Raw genomic sequence first — 22,210 nt, 5'->3', positions numbered from 1 at the left:
AACCGTTTTGATGGGGAACCTGTGCTTGAAACGGAACTTAGGGGCGCATCTGTTCAGACACAATAAGCCAGAGCCCGTTTTCTCGTCTCCTGACAGTTATTTGCACAAGGACTTGGCAATTTCTGAGGCCAGACGCGCATTGTTGCGAACAAGGGCGATATTGGCGGTCAGGGATTTGCCATCGGTCAGCTCGAAAATCCGTTGCAAGAGGAAGGGTGTGACCTCTTTGGCAGAGATAGATTGCTCTTCAGCCTCTTTGAGCGCGGCTTCGACATAGGGCATGATCACGTCGCGGGGAATCTCGTCGGTTTCGGGAATCGGATTGGCGACAAGCTGCCCACCTTTGAGCCCCATCGCGGCGCGCATTTCCATTGCCACAGCAATCTCTTGCGCTGAATCCATCCGCAAAGGCGCGGCAAGGCCGGAGGAGCGTGACCAGAAGGCCGGAATCTCGTCCTGACCAAAGGCGATCACCGGCACGCCATGCGTTTCCAGCACTTCCAGAGTTTTCGGAATGTCGAGAATGGCTTTCGGCCCTGCCGCCACAACCGTGACAGCGGTTTCCCCCAGTTCCAGAAGGTCGGCAGAAATGTCGAAAGTCTGCTCGGCCCCGCGATGCACACCGCCGATGCCGCCTGTGGCAAAGACCTTGATCCCTGCAATCTCTGCCGCAATCATTGTCGCCGCCACAGTGGTCGCACCAGTTGCGCCGCGAGCGATACAGACCGGAAGATCGGCGCGCGAGACTTTCATCACCCCCGTGGCTTGCCCCAGAGCGATCAGTTGCGTCTCGGTCAACCCGATGTGCAGCACCCCGTCCAGCACGGCAATCGTTGCAGGCACAGCGCCAGCGGCGCGAATGTCGGCCTCGACCGTCTGCGCAGTTTCGACATTCTGCGGATAGGGCATGCCGTGGGTGATGATCGTCGACTCAAGCGCCACAATCGGACGGCCCGCCTCCAGAGCTTCGGCAACTTCGGGGGCGAACATCATCGGTAGGTCAGTCATAGGGGAGTATCTCCGGAAACATAGAGGGCCGCAGCTTCAAGCGCGGCGGTGAGAGCAGAGGCGGCATCGGCACCGCGCATTTCAGCGGCAATGTGGGCTGCCATAAACGTATCGCCCGCGCCGGTCACCCGTGCGACCAGAACTTCGGGCGGGGTTTGGGTCAGGATTTCATCTCGCTGTGCAATTCTCTGTGCAATCGACGCGCCCTTTCCACCATTGGTGACCAGCACCCGATGCGCACCTTTATCCAGAAGTGCACGCGCGGCGGTGTCGGAACTGTCGAATGTTTCATGGGCCAAAAGACCCGCTTCTTCCAGATTCACATATAGAGTCGCACGCGGATGATCCAGAAGCGGCAAGAGCCGCTCGGCCTTGCCCGGCGAAGCTGGTGCCACGCGCAAATCGGCCTTGGCAAACAGCGGCGAATGGGCAATGTCGCGCAAAAGCTGCGTCGTCAGATTGCCATCCAGAGCCACAGGCCCTGTATAGGGCGTATTCACTGTTCCCAGACGCCCATCGGCCAGAGGGCGCAGAATTTTATCGCCTGCGCGCTCCAGAGAATGTGCATCCGCAATGGCCGCGATCAAACCGTTGGCGCCTTCAACGGCCATATAGCTGTCGGTCGGCAGGTCTTCGGAAAGATAGACATGCGCCGTGCCGATCCCGCGCACCTTTGCTGCCTCGATCAGTTCGGCCCCCGCAGGATCGCGCCCGATTGCTGTTAAAAGGTCGGGTTGCATCCCGAAACGGGACAGGGCCATAGCGATATTCATCGCCACGCCGCCCGGCACCCGCACAATCCGGCCCGGCACATCAGAGCCCAACCGCATCGAACGGTCCGTGCGACCGATCACGTCCCAAAGCACGGAGCCGATACAAAGAATGTCATCTGTCTTGTTCATATGCCCTATTGCGCCGGAATTTGACCAAATGGCAAGAGAGCGATAGGTTAACACCGTGCCTCCCGTCTCCTTTGTGCGAAAAATACTCAAAACCGGGGCAGGGGTTGCCAAGCCCCCCAAACCTCTCTATATGCGCGATCACTTCACAGGCGGAGGCGGGTCCTCGGGGGAGACATCCTCGAAGATCCACCGGTTGGGGCATTTGCCCTGAGACCCTCCGCTCAGGCGTTAAACCGGAAAGGAAACACGATGGCGCTTCCCGATTTCTCCATTCGTCAGCTCTTGGAAGCTGGCGTTCACTATGGCCACCAAACTCAACGTTGGAACCCGCGTATGCAGGAGTTCATCTACGGTGAGCGTAACGGCATCCACATTTTCGACCTGACACAAACTGTCCCTATGCTGGACCAGGCTCTGCAAGTTGTGCGTGACGTTGCTGCCAAAGGTGGCCGCATTCTCTTCGTCGGCACCAAACGTCAGGCCGCAGGCGCGATTGCTGAATCCGCTGAAAAATGTGCACAGTATTACATGAACCACCGTTGGCTCGGCGGCACGCTGACCAACTGGAAAACCGTGTCCCAGTCGATCCAGCGTCTGAACGCGATTGATGAGAGCCTCGCCTCCGGTGCAGAAGGTCTCACCAAGAAAGAGCGTCTCAACATGGAACGCGATCAGGGCAAACTGCAAGCGTCCCTCGGCGGTATCCGCGAAATGGGCGGTGTGCCGGATCTTCTTTTCGTCATCGATGTGAAAAAAGAAGAGCTTGCTATCAAAGAAGCCAAAAAACTGGGCATCCCGGTTGTGGCCGTGGTTGACTCCAACTGCTCGCCGGACGGTGTGGATTACATCATTCCGGGCAACGATGACGCTTCCCGCGCCATCGCGCTTTACACCGATCTCGTGGCCCGTGCGGCTCTCGACGGCATGACTGCTCAAATGGGCGAAGCCGGCGTGGACATCGGTGCCTTCGAAGAAGCTCTCGCTGAAGAAGCGATTGCAGAAGAAGCTCCGGCCGAGGCCTGATTTTTTCGACCGCTCGCAGACGAGTTTCGGGCGGTCGTTACAAAATTGATACGGGGGCAGGGTAATCCGGCCCCCGAAACTGATCCAAGACATTCGAGGAGAGCCGACATGGCAATCACTGCTGCTCAGGTGAAAGAACTGCGCGAATCCACAGGCGCGGGCATGATGGACGCGAAAAAAGCGCTGGTCGAAACCGATGGTGATATGGAAGCCGCCGTTGACTGGCTGCGCACCAAAGGTCTGGCGAAAGCCGCCAAGAAATCCGGTCGCACCGCAGCCGAAGGCCTCGTGGCCGTCGCTGTAAACGGTAGCGTGGGTGTTGCCGTTGAGGTGAACTCCGAAACCGACTTCGTTGCGAAAAACGCCGAATTCCAGACCATGGTGAAAGACATTGCTGAGGCTGCTCTTGGTGTGGCTGATGTGGACGCTCTGAAATCCGCTGATGTAAACGGCAAGCCGGTTTCCGAGCTGATCACCGACAAGATCGCCACCATTGGCGAAAACATGTCCGTGCGTCGCATGGCCAAAATCGAAGCCGACACGGTTGTGACCTATGTCCACAACGCTGCGGCTGACGGTCTTGGCAAAATCGGCGTGCTCGTGGGTCTCAAAGGCGGCGACGAAGCCTTTGGCAAACAGGTTGCCATGCACATCGCAGCGGCCAACCCGCAAGGTCTCGACGAAGCATCCCTTGACCCGGCTGTGGTCGAGAAGGAAAAGCAGATCCAGATCGACATTGCCAAAGAATCCGGCAAGCCTGACAACATCATCGAAAACATGATCAAAGGCCGGATGAAGAAATTCATCGCCGAGTCCACACTGCTCGGTCAGGCTTTCGTTGTGAACCCTGATCTCACCGTTGAGAAAGCCGCAAAAGAAGCAGGTGCCGAAATCACCGGTTTCGTACGTCTCGAAGTGGGTGAAGGCATCGAAAAAGAGACCGAAGACTTCGCTGCTGAAGTTGCGAAAGCAATGCAGGGCTGATCTCTAGCATATATACAAATTACGAAGGGCTGCCGCGAGGCGGCCCTTTTTTGTTGTGCATTCACCAGTTACGCATTCAGATCGATGTGATGATGTAGCGGGGCAGGGTGAAAAAATAAGGACCGCCACGTCGATAAATAAACGCACGGTCCTCAATGAAGTATCGGTAAGCCGAATATCGATGGCGATCCCGGACTTCTGTCCCTAAGGCCAAGCCTTGAAAGCCAGAACAGGTGTAACCTCGCCTTTCAAGGCATTGTATACAACTACGTAAAACCTTACCTTTTGGATAAAAATAAACGCACTTGTTCAAATGTTGAGCAAAAGACCGGGATTCCCACCAACATCGGCCAAAGTCAGAAGGTGAAAATCTGATTGTGCATGGAGGCTTTCAAAACCGCCTGTGCGGTGGTCTCGACCCCCAGCGCCTCGCGGGCAAGCCGGAGGTGCTTTTCTACCGTCGCTTTGTTCAGCCCGAGAATCTGCGCTGTGTCCGCCACGGTTTTGCCATCGCCGATCCATTCAAGAACCTCACGCTGGCGTTTGGTGAGCATCCGTTTCGGAAGCGGCAGGCTGACCAGTTTCAGATGCGCAACGCTGCAAATGATCTCCAGTTCCTCACCGTGCTGCGCCCAGATTTCGTCGGCTTCCTCCTGAGTGCCTTTGTGAGGTTCCAGAGACAGACCAATCGCCGCCTTTGCACGTTTCAAAGCATGGGGAAATGCGATGGTATATCCGCAGGTTACGCCCATTTTCTTGTTAAAGGCGACAACATCACGTTCCTGCTTGGTAAAACTATCCATATTCTCCGTGATCCAACCCCATGAGCAAGCACCGACATTGTCGATCGACCACCGGATCATAGGGGCGTGACGATACCGTCCTTCGAGAAAATAGCCCTTCATATAGTCCTGATCGAAATTGGTCAGGAAGAGATGGTCCTTGTCGTCACCAAAGCCGTTGGGCGTGTGAAACCGCGTGAAACCATAGAGAACATGATGAAAACCGATCTGCTGCAAATACGCCAGCAGCGGCTCCCAGACCTCGGATACGGTATTGGCCGAAAGGATGGTTTGTATGTCTTTTTTCAAGCCCTTATCCCCCATGCAACGAAGGTAAATATATCACCCACGGAACGCAAGGTGTCTCGGAATATCAAAGGGCACGCGCAAGAATGTTTTGAAACCGTTTTCTCGCGGAAAAGTCAGCCCACAACATGCGCCAGAAGCAGGCAACTCTCCGAATTGACCACCCCGGGAACCTCGCGAATTTCCCGCAAAATACGGTCGAAACGCACCAGACTGTCGGTCCTGATATCGGCCACAAGATCCCAAGCCCCGTTAGTGGCATAGACGGTAGTCACGCCGGGAATACGGGCCAGCGCACGGATCACCTGCCGCGACATTTTGCCCTGAAGAGCGACCAGAGTGATGGCGCGCACTTCGCCTTCGACATCCACATCGGTTTCGATGGTGAACCGCCGGATTCGCCCCTCCGCGACAAGCGCATCAAGCCGGTTTTTGGCCGTGCTGCGCGACAGGCCGGTATGCTGTGCCAGTTCCGTGATGGACATCCGCGCGTTGTGGCGCAAGGCCGCAATGATCGCGTGATCGCTATCTGAAAGGGTGTCTTTTGTCATTTTGCTAAATTACCTTATCATCTTGAATGAAATTAAATGCCAAATGATCAATTTAAAAGAATAAACCGACATCGCACTCTGTCATACTCAAGGAGATCTCACTCAAACCCAGATGACAAAGGCTTTCTCTCATGCACAAATCCTGCCTGATTCTCGGGGCACCGATTGAAACCGGTGCGTCTCAACGCGGGTGCATTATGGGCCCCGCAAGCCTGCGCACCGCTGGCCTCTCCGACACGCTCGCCAGTCTCGGCTGGCAGGTCGAAGACCGCGGGGATGTGCAAATTGACGCCCAGACGCCCGTCAACGATGCCAATGCGGCAGTGCACAATCTCGCGGAGACGATTGCATGGATCAATGCGCTGGAGCCTGCCGCCTATGAGGCCACCCGTAACAGTGATCTGCCGATCTTTATGGGCGGGGATCACTCCATGTCTGCGGGCACAGTGCCCGGCGTGGCGCGTGTGGCCGCCGAAGAAGGCCGCCCGCTCTTTGTTCTCTGGCTGGACGCCCATCCCGATCTGCATACGCTGGACACGACCGAAAGCGGCAACCTGCATGGCACGCCCGTTGCATATTTCACGGGGCAGGCGGGCTGTGAGGCCTATCCGGATCTGGCGCACAAGGTCGCGCCCGAAAACATGTGTTTCATCGGCATCCGTTCCGTCGATCCCGCCGAAGAGGCGCGGATCAAGCAGCTTGGCATGGATGTGCAGGACATGCGCGCCATTGACGAGACGGGTGTCCTTGTGCCGCTGCGGGCCTTTCTTGACCGTGTCCGCGCCGCAAACGGGCGTCTTCATGTCAGTTTCGATGTGGATTTCCTCGACCCAGCCATTGCGCCGGCTGTAGGCACCACCGTGCCGGGCGGCGCGACCTTTCGCGAGGCGCATCTGATTATGGAAACGCTCTGTGACAGCGGGCTTGTCGGCTCGCTCGATCTTGTTGAACTGAACCCTTTTCTTGATGAACGCGGGCGCACGGCGAAACTGCTCTGTGACCTTACAGCAAGCCTCTTTGGCCGCCGCGTTCTCGACCGTATGACCCGGAGTTTTGGATAATGAAGACTGACCTTACCCCCTCGCACCTCGCTTTTGTTCCCTTCGTCTCCGTTCACAACATGATGCGGCTCGTCAATACGATGGGCGCGGAAGGCTTTATCACCGAGCTTGCCGCTTATATCGAAGAGGATTTCAAGCGCTGGCCGGAGTTTGACAAGACCCCGCGCGTGGCCTCGCATTCCCATGAGGGCGTGATCGAACTGATGCCCACGGCGGATGCCGAGCTATACGGTTTCAAATATGTAAACGGTCATCCGAAGAACATGAAGGAAGGTTTCCAGACCGTCACGGCATTCGGTGTTTTGTCATCTGTTTCAAATGGCTATCCGGTGTTGCTCACAGAAATGACGATCCTGACCGCGCTGCGGACTGCCGCCACATCTGCGCTGGTTGGTCGCTATCTGGCACCCGAAGGCTCCAAGGTCATGGCGATGATCGGCAATGGTGCGCAATGCGAATTTCAGGCGCTGGCGTTCCGTGCCTTGTGCGGCATCAACACGCTGCGCCTCTACGACATTGATCCAGCGGCGACAGCCAAGGCCAAGCGCAATCTCGAAGGGCAGGGGTTTGACATCACCACCTGCACAAGCGGTCAGGAGGCCGTGGAAGGTGCGCAGATCGTCACCACATGCACGGCTGACAAGCAATATGCCACGATCCTGAGCGACAACATGATCGGACGCGGTCAGCACATCAACGCTATTGGCGGCGATTGTCCTGGTAAGACGGAACTGCATAAAGACATTTTACTGCGCTCCGATATTTTCGTGGAATATCCGGAACAAACGCGGATCGAAGGCGAAATCCAACAACTCGCTGACGATCATCCTGTGACCGAGCTTTGGAAGGTCATGCGTGGCGAGGCCCAAGGCCGACGTGATGCAGCGCAGATCACGCTCTTTGACAGTGTGGGTTTCGCCATCGAGGATTTCTCCGCGCTGCGGTTTGTGCGCGATAAGGTCGACGGCACGGATTTCGCCGAACCGCTCGACATGCTGGCCGATCCCGATGATCCGCGCGATCTATTCGGCATGGTCCAACGCGCCAAAGGGTGAGCACATAAGCAAGGCCTGTCACGCGTGGCGGGCCTTGCTACCATGCATTTTGTATTTCAAATTAGCCACTTAAAATCTCATATTTGCGCTTCATATCAGCACTACATTATACATAATACTGATTATAAGATGTACAGATAGAACTTAAACCATGACAAGACATGACCACCAGAACCGCCCCCGTGCGCACCCCTTGGAAAGCCGCGCATAGGAAACCACGGGCCATTCGGTCACACCCTCGTCATTTGGGGTTTTCTGGCCTTCCTTGCACCGTTAAAGCTGGGCGTCGAACCGTACGTTGAAAGAGCCCGACATGACCTTCTGGATCATCGCCATTTCCATCGCCGTCCTCTGCGCCGTTCCGCTGGCTCTCGCCATGCGCAAACCACGCGTTGCCGGACAACAGGCCGATGATACCCGCGAGATCGAGATGAAGGTCTATCGTGACCAGCTCAAGGAAGTGGACCGTGACGAAGCGCGCGGTGTGCTCTCCGCAGAAGATGCCAACCGTGCGCGGACCGAAGTCTCACGCCGTTTGCTGGAAGCCGACAAAGCACAGACAGGCAAAACCTCATCCAACAGCAAAGCGCCGATTTGGGGCGCAGCCGGTCTTGGGATCGCTGTGATCGGCGGTGCGCTGTGGCTTTACAATGATCTGGGCGCGCCGGCCTATGAGGACTTGCCGCTGTCTCGCAGGATCGCGCTCGCCGACGAGTCCCGCGCCTCGCGACCCTCACAGGCCGAAATCGAAACTCAACGCCCATCTTCGCCGCCCATACAAGAACCCGATGAGCGTTTGCTGTCTTTGGTAGCCCAGTTGCGCGAGGCTCTCGAAAACCGCCCCGATGATCTGCAAGGCCACATACTTCTGGCGCGCAACGAGGCCGTGATAGGCAATTATAAACGCGCCTATGAAGCACAACAGAATGTGCTGCGGATCAAAGGGCCCGCCGCCACAGCAGATGATTACGCCGATCTGGCGGATATGATGATCCTCGCCGCCGGCGGTTTTGTTTCTCCCGAGGCCGAAGATGCGCTGACCAAGGCGCTCCAGCGCGATCCGCAAAACGGCACGGCGATCTATTATTCCGGCCTGATGTTCGCTCAGACCGGACGTCCCGATATGACATTCAAACTCTGGCAACCGCTTCTGTCCTCCTCGACAGCACAAGACCCTTGGGTTCGACCGATCCGTGCCCAGATCGAAGCCGTGGCTCAGGCCGCTGGGATTCGCTATACCCTACCCCCTGCCCCTACAAACAGCCTCTCCGGCCCCTCCGAAGAAGATATCGCAGCCGCCGCCGACATGAGCCCCGAAGACCGTCAGGAAATGATCCGCGGCATGGTCGAAGGCCTGTCAGCGCGGCTCGCCAACAACGGCGGCACGGCGGAAGAATGGAGCCGCTTGATCTCTTCGCTCGCCATGTTGGGCGATACGGATCGGGCGCGCGACATCTGGAACGAGGCGCAGGTGATTTTCAGTGCAAACCCCGAAGATCTCGCCGTGGTCCGCGCCGGTGCCGCACAAGCAGGACTGGTCGAATGAGCGCCTTGATCACCAATGATGTGGCGGAATTCGCCGCAGCCCTGCCGCCCATGACCTCTGTAGCAGGGCTTGATTTCGGAGATAAAACCATCGGCGTAGCGATTTCGGACCGCCTGCGCTCCGTGGCCACGCCCACAGATACAATCCGGCGCAAGAAATTCACGCTTGATGCGGAAGCCCTGCTCAAGCTTCTCACCTCGCGCGAGGTGTCCGGCATTGTCCTTGGTCTGCCCCGCAATATGGACGGGACCGAAGGGCCTCGCTGCCAGAAAACCCGCGCTTTTGCCCGCAATCTCGGACAGTTGACCGAATTGCCAATCACCTTCTGGGACGAGCGCCTCTCCTCTGTGGCCGCAGATCGTGCCATGCTTGAGGCGGATATGTCTCGTGCCAAGCGCGCCGCAAAAATCGATCAGGTGGCCGCCAGCGTGATCCTTCAAGGGGCATTGGATCGTTTGAGGAATCTCTGATGGGGCAAAACGGCAAGATCGAAAGCCCCTGCACGAATATCTGCCAAATCCATCCTGAAACACGGCTCTGCATCGGCTGCGCCCGTTCAATCGAGGAAATCATGGATTGGGCGCGGATGAGCGCCAATGAACGTGCCACGATCATGGCAGACCTGCAGAAGCGCCAACCTCGTTCCAAGGCTTAACACGGCCATGCCTGTTCGTATGTTTTGCGCAATATGAGTATTTATTCGCACAAAGGAAACATCTCTCCTTTGTGCTTCAAATACTCAAGAAAAATCACCCCATCAGCGCCTTACGCAGCATGTTGAGCGCGACAAGGATCAGAAATCCGCCGAAAACCCGCTTGAGCGGTTTCGGGTTCATCGCATGGGCAATTTTGGCCCCAAGGGGCGCCGTGAGCAGAGTCATGGAGATCACGACGAGGAAGACAGGGATATTGACGGCGCCAATGGTGAGCGGCGGCGTGACCTCTGGGGGTAGGTTGACAAAGAGAAAACCGATCACGGAGGGAATGGCAATGATGGCGCCGAACCCTGCGGCAGTGGCGACCGCGCGGTGAATCGGCACGCCGTAGAGTGTCATGGTCGGCACACCGAATGATCCGCCGCCAATGCCCATAAGCACGGAGAGAAAACCGATCAATGGCGCGATAATGGCACGCATGATCCCTTTTGGCATCGCAACACCCAGCCGCCATGAGGCGTTCCCGAAGGCCAGATAGAGGCCGATGACAATCGCAACAATGCCGAAGATCACCTGCAACGTTGCCGAGCGCAGCGAGGATGCCACCAACACGCCAATTAGGGCTCCTGCAACGATCCCCGGACCGAAACTTTTCAAGATCGACCATTCAACAGCACCTTTCTTGTGGTGCGACAGAACGGACCGGATCGAGGTCACAATGATCGTCGCCAGAGATGTGGCCAGACAGATCTGCATGAGTTGCGGACTTTCATAGCCCAGAGCCGCAAAGGTATAGAAGAAGGCCGGCACCAGAACGATGCCCCCTCCGACGCCCAGAAGACCTGCGAGAATACCCGCAAAAGCGCCGATGGCGACGATCAGGGCGATGAACGGGAGAAGTGTCGAAATATCCATAAGGTGCTGGTTAATCGCAAAACGCGCCCTTGAGAAGAGCGCGTTTTTCAGGACGCGGGGCTGCGTTTATGCGGAGAGGTCGACCAGCACCCTGCCCTTCACCCCACCTTTGAGAATCGATGCGCCAAGTTCGGGCAGGTCTTCAAGCGTGGCGGGCTGGATCATCGCTTCGAGCTTGTCCATTGGCAGATCGGTCGCAATCCGGTTCCAGCAGCGGATACGTCTCTCTTTCGGCTGGGTCACGGAATCGATACCCAAGAGGTTCACGCCCCGCAGGATAAACGGAATGATCGTCGCGGGCACGGCAGCGCCGCCCGCAAGGCCGATTGCGGCCACAGAGGCGTTATATTTCATCTGCCCCAGAACACGGGCCAGCATCTCGCCCCCGACCGCGTCGATACATCCGGCCCATGTTTCGGATTCGAGCGGGCGCTTTATCGTTTCATTGATGTCCTCGCGCGGGACAATCTGTGTCGCCCCCATGGATTTGAGATAGTCGGCCCCCTCGGGACGTCCAGTCACAGCAGCGACCTCATAGCCCAGATGTGCGAGTATGGCTGTGGCCACGGAGCCGACGCCGCCAGTTGCGCCTGTGACCAGAACCGGCCCCTGATCCGGTTTCAGCCCGTGCTCTTCCAACGCCATAACGGCCAGCATGGCGGTGAAGCCTGCGGTGCCAACGGCCATGGCCTGTCGTGTTGTCACCCCGTCGGGCAGCGGCACGAGCCAGTCGGATTTCACCCGTGCCTTTTCAGCATAGCCGCCCCAATGAACTTCGCCTACGCGCCAGCCGGTCAGAACCACCTTGTCGCCGGGCTTGAAGTCCGGGCATTCCGAGGTCTCGACAGTGCCTGCGAAATCGATCCCGGGCACATGCGGGTAGTTACGCACCAATCCGCCCCCTTTTGGAGACAGGCACAGCCCGTCTTTGTAGTTCAGCGTGGAATACTCCACCCGCACCAGGACATCGCCCTCCGGCAACGCGTCTTCGGAAATCTCCTTGATATGGGGTTCGGCAAGGCCGTCAGAGTTCTGTTCCATAATGAGGGCGCGCATGCGGGCCTCCTTTCCAACTTGCGTTTCAATTCTCTTGCCCTCATAAATGTCAGACAATTAACGCGAATGGCAAGTAAAATGTCTGACAATTCATCAAGTCCTGAAAAACACACAGATTTATCTGCCGATATTGCAGAGCGCATCCGTCAGGATATCCTCAATGGCAGCCTTGTGGCCGATGATCGCCTGCCCTCTGAGTCGGAGCTTTCCGAAGCCCATGGCGTCTCCCGAGCCACAGTGCGCGAGGCGTTGAAACGGCTGGCAGCGCAAAGCCTGATCCGCACGAAACGCGGCGCCACAGGTGGCGCCTTTGTCAATCGTCAGACATTTGAAGATGCCTATGCGCAAATGGCTTCGACCGCAAAACTGCTCATTACATTGAACGAGGTGGATATTGCCACAGCCTGTCAGGCGCGGTTCGCACTTGAGCGCGGCTGTGCGCGGCTGGCGGCGAAGAACCGGCAAGAGCATCACCTTGACGCCATGCGGCATGAAATCGACAGACAGAAAGATCCGGAACTCTCCGACGAGGATTTCTGCGCCTCGGATGTGGCCTTTCACCGCGCGTTAGTGGATGCCACAGGCAATCCGGTTCTGTCGTGGCAACTGGCGGCGGCGGTCGAAGGGATCGAGCCCTTGATGAACATGCTCACCTATCGCCAAAGGGATCGCGATGCGGTCATCTCCTTGCATGAGGCGATGGTGGATGCGCTTGAGGCGCGTGTGGGGTCGCGTCTTGAGATTCTGATGGACTATTTGCGGGACCAGACCCTGCGCACGGCATTAAGCTAACAGTCTGACACGCCCTGCATATAATTTGATCAAATTACACCCTACACCATTTACAACTGTGATCAGGCAATGATCCGGCTTGCAAAGAACAAATCCCCTGATAGCGTCAGTATCTGAAACTGGTCCATTTTCAGGGAGATGACCTTTATGAATACTGTGAAAACCCTTCTGGGCGGCGTTGCGCTCACGGTTCTGTCCGGCGCGGCCTTTGCCGAGGATCAAGACCTTCTGGTGTTTGATTACTCGGGGTTTGAAGATCCGGCTTTCCACGCCAAATATATCGAAAAGCACGGGGACACCCCGTCTTTCGCCTTTTTCGGCGAGGAAGACGAAGCGTTGCAAAAGCTCGTGTCCGGCTTCAAGGCCGATGTCAGCCACGTCTGTGCCGGTTCCGTGAAGAAATGGGAAGAAAGCGGTATTATCGAGCCGTGGGATACGTCGAAAATCACCGATTACGCGAAGCTCGACAGCAACCTTCTGGGCAGTGATGTGGCCGCAGACAGCGCATACTTCATTCCGACCGATTTCGGCTCCACGGCTATAGCCTATAATACTGAAGAAGTGCCTGCCGAAGATGTGGCCTCTCTTCAGGTTTTCAAAGACCCGAAATATGCGGGCCGTATGACGTTGCCGGACAATGTGGACGATGCCTATGCGCTGGCCTATCTGGCCACTGGCACGACCGACTGGACCACGGCGACGGATGAACAGTTCGAAGCGGCTTCCAACTGGCTGCGCGAAGTGCATCCGAACCTGCGCACCTACTGGACCGATCCGGCAGAGTTGTCGCAGTTGATGGCAACCGGCGAAGTGCTGATCTCCTGGGCATGGAACGAGACCTACCCGACGTTGGTGGACGAAGGTTTCCCCGTGGGCTTCCAGCGGGAAGCGGAAGAAGGTTCCTCTCTCTGGCTCTGCGGTTATGTGAATCTCAAAGACGGCCCCGGCTCCGAAGACAAGGCCTATGACTATCTCAATGGCTTCCTTGATGTCTCCAACGCCGAAGTCCTGATGGACGCTGGCTACGGTATTTCCAACAGCGAAGGCCTGTCCTCTCTGGGGCTGGAGGCGCTTGAGGCCGGCGGTCTTGAACCCATTGATGCTCCCATTCTGGCTCAATTGCCAATGTCGGTGGAGCTGCGTGAAAAGCAGTCCGAAGAGTTCGAGAAGATCAAGGCCGGCTTCTAAGCCGCTAGATTAATGTAAAAAAATGAAAACGCCGCCTGCCTTTACATAGGCGGCGTTTTTCGTGACTTTACAGCTTGCCCCCTTGAAACCCGCGCCCTGCTGACCTAGATATACCCTGTTCCCTCGGGAACTATGGACATAAACGCGCTCGTAATAAGCGGATCGGACCCGGGGGCGGTACCCGGCGTCTCCACCAAATACCTCTCTTCAGCCATCGTTTGGGGCTGGCAAGAGATTGGATCATGGGGACGAAATAGGATCGACGGACGTCTAAAGGGGTTTGCTTTGTCTCGGTGAGATACCACCGTTATCGGTTCATTCAAGCTAGTTGCAAACGACAACAAAGCTCCGATGGCTCTCGCAGCGTAAGCTGTGCGAAATATCGAAATCTAAGCCCTGACGCCTAGCAGCATCAGGCGGGGTTCGCAGGTACCTGGCAACAGAAACCTGCACCTACTCCCCCAACCTGCCCGTTCGGAACGCGAGTCCTCCTGTCGCAACATTGCGATGGTTCTCTTTGGCGCTTCACCTCTTCCCTCTCCGGCAGAATCCCTTATGGTGAGGACAAGGGATAAGGAAAGGACGAACAGATGGCGCAAACCATCGATTACGGAAACCTCATGCATGACGCTATGCGCGGATTGATCCGCAAGGTGCTCGACAGCGTGGCAAAAGACGGTCTGCCGGGGGAACATCATTTCTTTATCACTTTCGACACGATGCATCCGGATGTCGAACTGGCCGACTGGCTCTCTGACCGCTACCCCGAAGAGATGACCATCGTCATCCAGCACTGGTTCGACAATCTTGATGTCACCGACGACGGATTTGCCATCACGCTGAATTTCGGCGACAATCCCGAACCGCTCTACATTCCCTATGACGCGATCCGTACCTTTGTGGACCCTTCCGTGGAATTTGGGCTGCGCTTTGAGACACAGGAATATGACGTTGAGGAAATGGAGGAGGACGACATCCCTCATGATGCCGAGGTCACAAGTCTGGAGCCCAAAGAGGAAGCGGGAAAAGACGACGGGCCGAAAGAGGCGGAGATCGTATCGCTGGACAAATTCCGCAAGTAAGTCCATCTCATCCACGCAAACGACAAAACGAGGGGCCACGCGGCCCCTTTTTATATGTTTGGAAACAGCCGCATGAATTTTGCGTAACAGAGCGGCATCTCTGCTTGATTTGAACGCGTGGGCATCAAACTGTCCGGATCAAGCGTTCGCGTGAACGCGCCAGCCAGACGTGCCGCAGGCGGTGCGGCAGGCTTTCGGACCACACAGGAGCCAGACATGCCGCGTGATTTTGCCGTTTTCCTAGCCGAAATGATCCGCAACCCTGACGAGGTGCGCGCCATTGCGCCCTCCTCCACCGCCGTGGCCCGCCTCATGACCGAAGGTGTCGAACATGTCTGCGGCCCGATTGTCGAGATCGGCGCGGGCACTGGGGCCTTCACCCGTGAAATCCTCGCCCGCGGTGTTGATCCGGAGCGGCTGACGCTTTTGGAACTGAACCCGCGTTTCTGTGTCGAACTGTGTGAAAAATTTCCCGGTGTGCGCGTGGTCAACCGCCCTGCCGAAGACATCCGCGACATCGGGTTGGAACAAATCGGCGCAGTGATTTCCGGCGTGCCGGTTCTGGCCAAACCCGCACTGCAACGCGCCGTGGTCGGGCGCGCCTTCGAAGTCATGGCAGAAGGTGCGTTTTTCACACAGATCACCTATGCGAACAGCTCCCCCGTGTCGCCCGAAATGCAAGGTGAGCTGGGGTTGAGCGCCGAAAAACGCGGCACGGTCTGGGCGAATTTACCGCCTGCGCGAGTGTTTGAATATCGCCGCCGCGCCAGTTGACGCCAAGGGCCCGTCTTTTAGCGCTATCAGAGGCATGTATGCCTGCGTATACATTGCAAGCCTTTCCTCAAAGCCTTATAGGCAAGGCAATCTTTGGCATAGCATGGGAGAGTGCCCCGATGACCACCCGTACAGAAACCGACAGCTTTGGCCCGCTTGAAGTTCCCTCCGATAAATATTGGGGCGCGCAGACGCAGCGCTCGATCATGAACTTCCCGATCGGGTGGGAACGCCAGCCTGTGCCGATCATCCGCGCCTTGGGTGTGGTGAAAAAAGCCTGTGCTCTGGAAAACATGACGCAGGGCAAACTGGCCAAGGAGCTTGGCGACGCCATCGTGCAAGCCGCCACCGAAGTGATCGACGGCAAGTTCGACGACAACTTCCCGCTCGTGGTCTGGCAGACAGGTTCGGGCACCCAGTCCAACATGAACGCCAACGAGGTGATCTCCAACCGCGCGATTGAAATTCTGGGCGGCACGATGGGGTCGAAAGATCCGGTCCACCCGAACGACCATTGCAACATGGGTCAGTCCTCCAACGACACCTTCCCGACCGCCATGCATGTCGCCATCGCTATGCAGGCCCGTGACGTGTTGCTGCCAGGGCTGAACAAACTGGCTGCTGCGCTCGAAGAGAAGTCCGAGAAATTCAAGGACATCATCAAGATCGGTCGCACCCATACGCAAGACGCCACGCCGCTGACGCTTGGTCAGGAATTCTCCGGCTACGCGCATCAGGTCCGCATGGGTATCAAACGCGTCGAACAATGCCTGCCCGCGATCTATGAACTGGCGCAAGGTGGCACCGCGGTCGGCACCGGCCTCAACACGAAAAAAGGTTGGGCGGAAGCCGTGGCCAAGAATATGGCCGAGATCACCGGCCTGCCCTTCGTCACCGCCCCGAACAAGTTCGAAGCGCTTGCCGGTCACGACGCGATGGTGATGTTCTCCGGCGCGCTGAAAACCGTTGCCGCTTCGCTGTTCAAAATCGCCAATGACATCCGCCTGCTGGGCTCCGGTCCGCGCTGTGGTCTGGGTGAATTGATCCTGCCGGAAAATGAGCCGGGGTCCTCCATCATGCCGGGTAAGGTCAACCCGACACAGGCCGAAGCTCTGACAATGGTCTGCGCACATGTCATGGGCAATGACGCTGCTGTGGGTTTTGCCGGTTCGCAAGGTCATTTCGAGCTGAACGTCTACAACCCGATGATGTCTTACAATGTGTTGCAATCCATGCAGCTTTTGGGCGACAGCGCATCGGCCTTCACCGACAACATGGTGTCCGGTATCGAAGCCAACGAGCCGCGTATCGAGAAACTCCTGCACGACTCCCTGATGCTAGTGACGGCTCTGGCCCCGACCATCGGCTATGACAATGCCACGAAAGTTGCGAAAACCGCGCATAAGAATGGCACCACGTTGAAGGAAGAAGCCATCGCTCTGGGCTTTGTCGACGAGAAGACCTTTGACGAGGTTGTGCGCCCCGAACAGATGATCGGCCCGAAGGACTAAACCCGTCCCCGCGCTGTCGCAACGCGTAGCGCGGCGCATCGCAGGCTAACAAAAACGTGAAGGCGGCTTTCGGGTCGCCTTTTCTTTTACGCGACAGAAGCCCGGCCTTGCCGCGTATCACTCTCACAACGACGACATATTGTGAGGATAGAATGAAACATCTGATTTACGCCCTTCCGCTCATTGCCCTGACCACCGGTGCAGCCTTTGCTCAAAACGGGCCGCGTCTGCCGATGAATGAGATCGCCAGCGAGATCGGCGTCTCCGAGGCACAGCTCAAACAGTGCTTCAAAGACAACGCCCCCTCGCGCGAGGAAATGAAAGCCGCGAAAGAATCCGGCAAACGCCCTGATGGGGAACGCGGACCGAACCCCGAGTTGATCAGCTGCCTGCAAGAGCACAACCCTGAGATCACGGCTGAATCGTTCAAAGCGGTGATGAAAGAACACCGTCCCGAACGTCCGGCACAGAACTGAAGACCAGTGGGGGCCTCGGCCCCCACATCACAACAGGCCGGTAAAGACAAAAGAAATCTGGATCACGGGGAAGACAGGAGGTATCATAAGACCTCTTACGCAGGAGATTTTCCGATGTCTTCCACCCCGCCTTCCGACACGCCCCCGAATATCGTCAACCTCAACCGGTTTCGCAAAGCCAAGGCCCGCAGCGACAAACGCGTTCAGGCTGACGAGAATGCAGTGAAATTCGGGCGCACGAAAGCGCAAAAGGCATTGGAAGAGGCGCAAAAGACCAAGGCAGAGGCCACGCTTGAGGCGCACAAGCGGGACGACACGCCATGACACCCGCATTACCGCCCATGATGCCGGTCGGGCGTCCGATCAAACGCTCACTGACGCTGCACGGGCATCGCACCTCGGTTTCTCTTGAAGAACCTTTCTGGCGGGCCTTTCGGGAAATTGCCAAAGAGCGCAATATTCCGATCAACGTGCTAGCCGCCGAGATTGACGAAATGCGCGGTGTGGAAAGCGGGCTGGCCTCTGCAATCCGTGTCTACGTTCTCGCTTACACTCAGAACAAAGCCCAGCTCGGAGACTGAGACACCAGCGCAAGCCGCAAGGCCTTGCGGGCCGGCCCCTGCCCCAATGCACCGTCAAGAACCGCCTCAGGGGTCTTTGCCGCCTGTTTGAGCACAGGCAGATGCATCACCGCGTCGATCATCGGCGCGCGCGCGGTTTTGGACAGTTTGCCCAACTGCTGCGCACCCCAACGGCCCTGTTCATGTGCTTCCTTAGCCAGTTGTGCGACCACCTCGGGTCGTCCGTCCACCAAGGGAATACGCCCTGCCGCCTGTAGCCCCGGAATCGCGATCAAATACCGTGCCAAGCCTCCCGCATAGCCCAAGGCATTGAGCGCTTTGGCGCTGTTTTCCGGTGCGCCAAGAAGACGCGCGGCCAGATGCATCGGGATCGCGTAGCTCTTATGCAGATAGCGCCGGAAGGCGGCGTCATCCTCATGCGGATCGCGGTAGATGTCCCATTGCCGTGCCGTCACCGTGTCATCCAATGCTTGCGCAGAGGTCGTATCCAGAACAGCCGCCAAAGGGGCCGCGACCTCATGGGCGCGGGGCGGCTTTCCATCGATCTTTTCTTGCAAAACATCCCGCCAGAATTGCAGCCGCATCTCCGCGATCATCGCTTCTTGCGTCACCCACGGCGCTTTTGCGACCTCCAGACAAAAGGCATGGATCGGAAACAGCACCTCACGCGCGGCCACAGGCGCGGCCATCGTGGCGCGGAACCGGTCTTTGTCGCCCTTTTGGACGATCTCTGCACAGGCTTGAACGGACATCTTGCGCTCTCCTTATTCGGCGCCGAGCGCCTTGGCCCCGTCGCGCACAAGTTTCCACAGCACCGCATCCAGAAGCGCCTCGAAGGAGGCGTCTATGATGTTGGAGGACACGCCCACGGTGGACCAGCGCCGCCCTTGGCTGTCTTCGAAATCGATGATCACACGGGTGCGGGCCTCGGTGCCGCCATTGGTGATACGAACTTTGAAATCAACCAGCTCCATGTCGGAGATCATCTCCGAATAGGGTCCGAGATCTTTCACCAGTGCCTTGGAAAGCGCGTTAACCGGTCCGCCGTCATTGCCATCGGCCATGATGCCCTCGGAGACGGAGAGATGCCGTTCACCGGCCACATTCACCACCACTGTGACCTCGGAGAGATGGACCTCGCGCCCCTTGGCATCGCGGCGGCGTTCCACCGTGGCACGGTAGCGTTCCACCGTGAAAAACTCCGGCATCCGTCCCAATTCCCGCCGCGCTTCCAACTCGAAAGACGCTTGCGCCGTGTCGTAGGAATAGCCCTCACTCTCGCGCTGTTTGATCCGGTCGAGAATACGCCCGAGATCGGCCTTCTCCGTAACCTCCAGACCCATGTCCAAAAGCCGCTTGCGCAGGTTGGACTGGCCCGCCTGATTGGACATCGGCACGATCCGCGTGTTGCCGACAACCTCCGGCGGGATGTGTTCGTATGTGCTGGGGTCCTTGAGGATGGCCGAGGCATGAAGCCCTGCCTTATGCGCAAAGGCCGACGCCCCGACATAGGGCGCGGAGCGCAGAGGCACGCGGTTGAGAATGTCGTCGAGCATCCGCGAGGTCTTCACCAGATCAGCAAGTGCGGCCTCGTTCACCCCTGTGTCAAACTGCGATTTATAAGGCTCTTTCAACAGAAATGTCGGGATCAGCGTGGTCAGATTGGCATTGCCGCAGCGCTCCCCCAAACCATTCAGCGTGCCCTGCACCTGCCGTGCGCCCGCATTGACCGCAGCGAGGCTGTTGGCCACGGCATTGCCCGTGTCGTCATGAGTGTGGATGCCGATGTGATTACCCGGAATACCCGCCTGAATGACTTGTCCCGTGATCTCGAAGACCTCGGAGGGCAACGCCCCGCCGTTGGTGTCGCACAGCACGATCCAGCGCGCACCGGCCTCAAAGGCCGCCTTGCAACAGGCCAGCGCATAGTCGGGATTGGCCTTGTAGCCGTCAAAGAAATGCTCCGCGTCGAACAATGCCTCGCGTCCCTGCGCCACCAGATGCGCCACCGACTTGCCGATATTGTCGAGGTTTTCCTCCAACGTAATGCCAAGCGCGGTGGTGACGTGGAAATCATGGGTCTTGCCCACGAGACAGACGGAACGGGTTCCGGCATTCAACACGCCCGCCAGCACCTCGTCATTCTCCGCCGAGCGCCCTGCCCGCTTGGTCATCCCGAAGGCGGTAAAGATGGCCTTGGTCTTTGGCGCAGCCGCGAAAAAGGCGCTGTCGGTCGGGTTCGCACCGGGCCAGCCGCCCTCGATATAATCAACGCCCAGATGGTCCAGCGCGGCGGCGATCTCATGCTTTTCCTCGGTGGAGAATTGAACGCCTTGGGTCTGTTGCCCGTCGCGCAGCGTGGTGTCGTAGAGGTAGAGGCGATCTTTGGTGGTAGCTGTGGTCATGGCTCTAAATCTTTCAACAGATCGGGATCAAAGCTCGGAAGGGGCGTCAACTGAACTCCCTCTTTGCCAATGTTTACTTCCACCCCAGCATCAAGAAGAGCGTTCCGCAGTTGGTCAACGCGAGAAAAGTCTTTCGTTGCCTTGGCTTTTTCTCTTTCGCTTTCAAATCTGAGCTTCCAACTTCCAAGGGAAGAAACTGCCTCATTCAAGCTTTCAAACCGCTGGGTCAAATCCTCGAATGTATAAAAGCCAAGGAAAACAAGGTTCGCAGCGAGCTCGTCCCACTGTGCGTGATTGGCGAGTTCGTTCAATCCTTGCAAAGCAGCATGTGTGTTTAGATCGTCAGCCAAAGCGTCAACGATTTCTGGCAAGGGCTTGAGCGTTTTCGCATTCTCCAAATCAACGGTGTTTGCCATGAGTTTAATATAGGTATCGAGCCTGCTCGCCGCCCCTGCTGCTTTCTCTGCTGTCCAGTCCATAGGCTTGGTGTAATGCGTAGAGAGAAACACATAACGGATCACTTCCCCCGGCACGCCCGGCATTCCATCATGGCCATCCAACAAATCCCGCACGGTGAAGAAATTGCCCAGAGACTTGGACATCTTCTTGCCTTCGACCTGCAACATCTCGTTGTGGAGCCAGTAGCGCGCAAAGCCCCCCTGCGGATGGGCGCAGCAGCTTTGGGCGATCTCGTTTTCGTGGTGCGGGAACATCAGGTCGTTGCCGCCGCCGTGAATGTCAAAAGTTTCACCGAGCAATTCATAAGACATGGCCGAACATTCGATATGCCAGCCGGGGCGGCCCCGTCCCCACGGGCTGTCCCAGCCGGGCAGATCGTCGGAAGACGGTTTCCAAAGCACGAAATCCATCGGGTTGCGCTTGTAAGGGGCGACTTCGACCCGTGCGCCCGCGATCATGTCGTCAATGCTGCGGCCTGAAAGCTTGCCGTAATCCTTGTAGCTCTCGACAGAGAACAGCACATGCCCTTCTGCCGCATAGGCATGACCGCTCTCAATCAGCCCTTCGATCATCGAGATCATCGCGCCGATGAATTCCGTCGCCCGTGGCATCTTGTCGGGATCAAGTGCGCCCACGGCCCGCATGTCGTCGAGATACCACTGCATGGTCTCGTCGGTGATCTCTTTGATCGAACGGCCTGTATCCTTGGCCTTTTTGTTAATCTTGTCATCAACATCGGTGAAGTTGCGCACATAGGTGGCGTGGTCAGGCCCGTACTCATGACGCAGCAAGCGATAGAGCACATCAAACACGATCACGGGCCGCGCATTGCCGATATGGGCGCGGTCATAGACCGTGGGGCCGCAGACATACATCCGCACATTATTCCGATCGATCGGCTCGAAAACTTCTTTTTTGCGGGTCTTCGAATTGGTGAGTTTGATCACAGTCATAAGCCTGTCCCTTCGGGTGTCCCCGCGGGCGTATCAGCTTTCAATTCAGGAGAAAAGAGACCGGACCCGCGCGACGATGTCAGCGGATAATGCAGCAGCAGAGAATGAGGGTGCCACGGTTGGTCATGGCGCTCTTGTAGCGCG

General features: G+C 57.4%; 24 protein-coding genes and 1 other RNA gene. 16 read left to right on the top strand and 9 right to left on the bottom strand.

All coding sequences use genetic code 11. From position 1 onward, the window contains the following. Window positions 1–96: 96 nt before the first annotated feature. Both BM152_RS09915 and BM152_RS09910 read right to left on the bottom strand, forming a co-directional pair. Window positions 97–1,008, bottom strand: a complete 912-nt coding sequence (locus BM152_RS09915; RefSeq protein ID WP_111481368.1) for a pseudouridine-5'-phosphate glycosidase — start codon at window positions 1,006–1,008, stop codon at window positions 97–99. Further along, window positions 1,005–1,910 (bottom strand): PfkB family carbohydrate kinase, encoded by a 906-nt coding sequence (locus tag BM152_RS09910; RefSeq protein WP_066600172.1) that lies wholly within the window; start codon window positions 1,908–1,910, stop codon window positions 1,005–1,007. The genes BM152_RS09915 and BM152_RS09910 overlap by 4 nt, the downstream gene beginning before the upstream one ends. 249 nt (window positions 1,911–2,159) lie before the next feature. Between BM152_RS09910 and rpsB the strand changes: the two genes are divergently transcribed. Further along, on the top strand, window positions 2,160–2,933 hold the full coding sequence (gene rpsB / locus BM152_RS09905) for a 30S ribosomal protein S2 (RefSeq protein ID WP_066600179.1): 774 nt from the start codon (window positions 2,160–2,162) through the stop codon (window positions 2,931–2,933). A gap of 108 nt (window positions 2,934–3,041) precedes the next feature. After that, on the top strand, window positions 3,042–3,917 hold the full coding sequence (tsf, locus tag BM152_RS09900) for a translation elongation factor Ts (RefSeq protein WP_066600180.1): 876 nt from the start codon (window positions 3,042–3,044) through the stop codon (window positions 3,915–3,917). A 356-nt stretch (window positions 3,918–4,273) separates the two neighbouring features. Here tsf and BM152_RS09895 read toward each other — a convergent pair whose 3' ends face one another. After that, window positions 4,274–5,008: a helix-turn-helix transcriptional regulator gene (locus BM152_RS09895; protein WP_231730471.1), complete on the bottom strand. Its 735-nt coding sequence runs from the start codon at window positions 5,006–5,008 to the stop codon at window positions 4,274–4,276. A gap of 113 nt (window positions 5,009–5,121) precedes the next feature. After that, complete coding sequence (locus BM152_RS09890) at window positions 5,122–5,556, bottom strand: Lrp/AsnC family transcriptional regulator (RefSeq protein WP_066600190.1); 435 nt, start codon at window positions 5,554–5,556, stop codon at window positions 5,122–5,124. 131 nt (window positions 5,557–5,687) lie between these two features. Here BM152_RS09890 and rocF point away from each other — a divergent pair, with 131 nt between their 5' ends. The 5 genes from rocF to BM152_RS09865 all read left to right on the top strand — a co-directional run bounded on the left by rocF (window position 5,688) and on the right by BM152_RS09865 (window position 9,873). Further along, window positions 5,688–6,617: an arginase gene (gene rocF / locus BM152_RS09885; protein WP_066600193.1), complete on the top strand. Its 930-nt coding sequence runs from the start codon at window positions 5,688–5,690 to the stop codon at window positions 6,615–6,617. Continuing rightward, a complete protein-coding gene (locus tag BM152_RS09880) occupies window positions 6,617–7,672 on the top strand; it encodes an ornithine cyclodeaminase (protein WP_066600196.1) in 1,056 nt (351 codons plus the stop codon). Before rocF ends, BM152_RS09880 begins: the two co-directional genes overlap by 1 nt. 313 nt (window positions 7,673–7,985) lie before the next feature. After that, a complete protein-coding gene (gene ccmI, locus BM152_RS09875) occupies window positions 7,986–9,218 on the top strand; it encodes a c-type cytochrome biogenesis protein CcmI (RefSeq protein WP_066600203.1) in 1,233 nt (410 codons plus the stop codon). Further along, entirely contained in the window at window positions 9,215–9,688 is a 474-nt protein-coding gene (gene ruvX / locus BM152_RS09870) for a Holliday junction resolvase RuvX (protein ID WP_414835843.1), read from the top strand. Before ccmI ends, ruvX begins: the two co-directional genes overlap by 4 nt. Beyond that, on the top strand, window positions 9,688–9,873 hold the full coding sequence (locus BM152_RS09865; protein ID WP_066600206.1) for a DUF1289 domain-containing protein: 186 nt from the start codon (window positions 9,688–9,690) through the stop codon (window positions 9,871–9,873). Before ruvX ends, BM152_RS09865 begins: the two co-directional genes overlap by 1 nt. Window positions 9,874–9,967: 94 nt before the next feature. On the opposite strand, the gene BM152_RS09860 is transcribed toward BM152_RS09865, so the two are convergent. After that, entirely contained in the window at window positions 9,968–10,789 is an 822-nt protein-coding gene (locus BM152_RS09860; protein WP_066600207.1) for a sulfite exporter TauE/SafE family protein, read from the bottom strand. Window positions 10,790–10,855: 66 nt separating this feature from the next. Then, a complete protein-coding gene (locus BM152_RS09855) occupies window positions 10,856–11,830 on the bottom strand; it encodes an oxidoreductase (RefSeq protein WP_414835844.1) in 975 nt (324 codons plus the stop codon). A 93-nt stretch (window positions 11,831–11,923) separates the two neighbouring features. On the opposite strand from BM152_RS09855, the gene BM152_RS09850 reads away from it, so the two are divergent. The 9 genes from BM152_RS09850 (at window position 11,924) to BM152_RS09810 (ending at window position 18,249) form a co-directional block, all read left to right on the top strand. Continuing rightward, complete coding sequence (locus tag BM152_RS09850) at window positions 11,924–12,637, top strand: FadR/GntR family transcriptional regulator (RefSeq protein ID WP_066600209.1); 714 nt, start codon at window positions 11,924–11,926, stop codon at window positions 12,635–12,637. Window positions 12,638–12,784: 147 nt separating this feature from the next. Continuing rightward, window positions 12,785–13,825 carry an extracellular solute-binding protein gene (locus BM152_RS09845; protein WP_066600324.1) on the top strand — a complete coding sequence of 347 codons (1,041 nt, stop codon included), beginning with the start codon at window positions 12,785–12,787 and terminating at the stop codon, window positions 13,823–13,825. A 78-nt stretch (window positions 13,826–13,903) separates the two neighbouring features. Beyond that, window positions 13,904–14,279, top strand: a transfer-messenger RNA (tmRNA) gene (gene ssrA, locus BM152_RS09840). 136 nt (window positions 14,280–14,415) lie between these two features. Further along, window positions 14,416–14,907, top strand: coding sequence for an SspB family protein (locus BM152_RS09835; RefSeq protein WP_066600210.1), 492 nt, complete (start codon window positions 14,416–14,418; stop codon window positions 14,905–14,907). Window positions 14,908–15,123: 216 nt separating this feature from the next. Beyond that, window positions 15,124–15,681: a class I SAM-dependent methyltransferase gene (locus tag BM152_RS09830; protein ID WP_066600213.1), complete on the top strand. Its 558-nt coding sequence runs from the start codon at window positions 15,124–15,126 to the stop codon at window positions 15,679–15,681. A 119-nt stretch (window positions 15,682–15,800) separates the two neighbouring features. After that, window positions 15,801–17,192: a class II fumarate hydratase gene (gene fumC / locus BM152_RS09825; RefSeq protein WP_066600218.1), complete on the top strand. Its 1,392-nt coding sequence runs from the start codon at window positions 15,801–15,803 to the stop codon at window positions 17,190–17,192. 152 nt (window positions 17,193–17,344) lie between these two features. After that, window positions 17,345–17,668: a hypothetical protein gene (locus BM152_RS09820; protein WP_066600221.1), complete on the top strand. Its 324-nt coding sequence runs from the start codon at window positions 17,345–17,347 to the stop codon at window positions 17,666–17,668. Between the two features lie 114 nt (window positions 17,669–17,782). Continuing rightward, window positions 17,783–17,992 carry a DUF4169 family protein gene (locus tag BM152_RS09815; protein ID WP_066600233.1) on the top strand — a complete coding sequence of 70 codons (210 nt, stop codon included), beginning with the start codon at window positions 17,783–17,785 and terminating at the stop codon, window positions 17,990–17,992. Continuing rightward, the gene (locus tag BM152_RS09810; protein ID WP_231730472.1) at window positions 17,989–18,249 is read left to right on the top strand and encodes a ribbon-helix-helix domain-containing protein; all 261 of its coding nucleotides are present in this window, start codon (window positions 17,989–17,991) and stop codon (window positions 18,247–18,249) included. Before BM152_RS09815 ends, BM152_RS09810 begins: the two co-directional genes overlap by 4 nt. On the opposite strand, the gene BM152_RS09805 is transcribed toward BM152_RS09810, so the two are convergent. From BM152_RS09805 to cysS, 3 genes are read right to left on the bottom strand one after another with little or no spacing between them, the layout of a single operon-like run. Continuing rightward, window positions 18,222–19,001 carry a squalene/phytoene synthase family protein gene (locus BM152_RS09805; protein ID WP_066600239.1) on the bottom strand — a complete coding sequence of 260 codons (780 nt, stop codon included), beginning with the start codon at window positions 18,999–19,001 and terminating at the stop codon, window positions 18,222–18,224. The genes BM152_RS09810 and BM152_RS09805 overlap by 28 nt on opposite strands. Window positions 19,002–19,013: 12 nt before the next feature. Beyond that, a complete protein-coding gene (gene cimA, locus BM152_RS09800) occupies window positions 19,014–20,654 on the bottom strand; it encodes a citramalate synthase (protein ID WP_066600242.1) in 1,641 nt (546 codons plus the stop codon). Then, a complete protein-coding gene (gene cysS / locus BM152_RS09795; RefSeq protein ID WP_066600244.1) occupies window positions 20,651–22,066 on the bottom strand; it encodes a cysteine--tRNA ligase in 1,416 nt (471 codons plus the stop codon). Before cysS ends, cimA begins: the two co-directional genes overlap by 4 nt. Window positions 22,067–22,210 lie beyond the last annotated feature (144 nt).

It is taken from the genome of Celeribacter halophilus, from assembly GCF_900114135.1.
In the GTDB taxonomy this organism is placed as follows: domain Bacteria; phylum Pseudomonadota; class Alphaproteobacteria; order Rhodobacterales; family Rhodobacteraceae; genus Celeribacter; species Celeribacter halophilus.
Note: the sequence above shows the minus strand (reverse complement) of the source record. Positions and strands in the feature narration are given on the sequence as shown.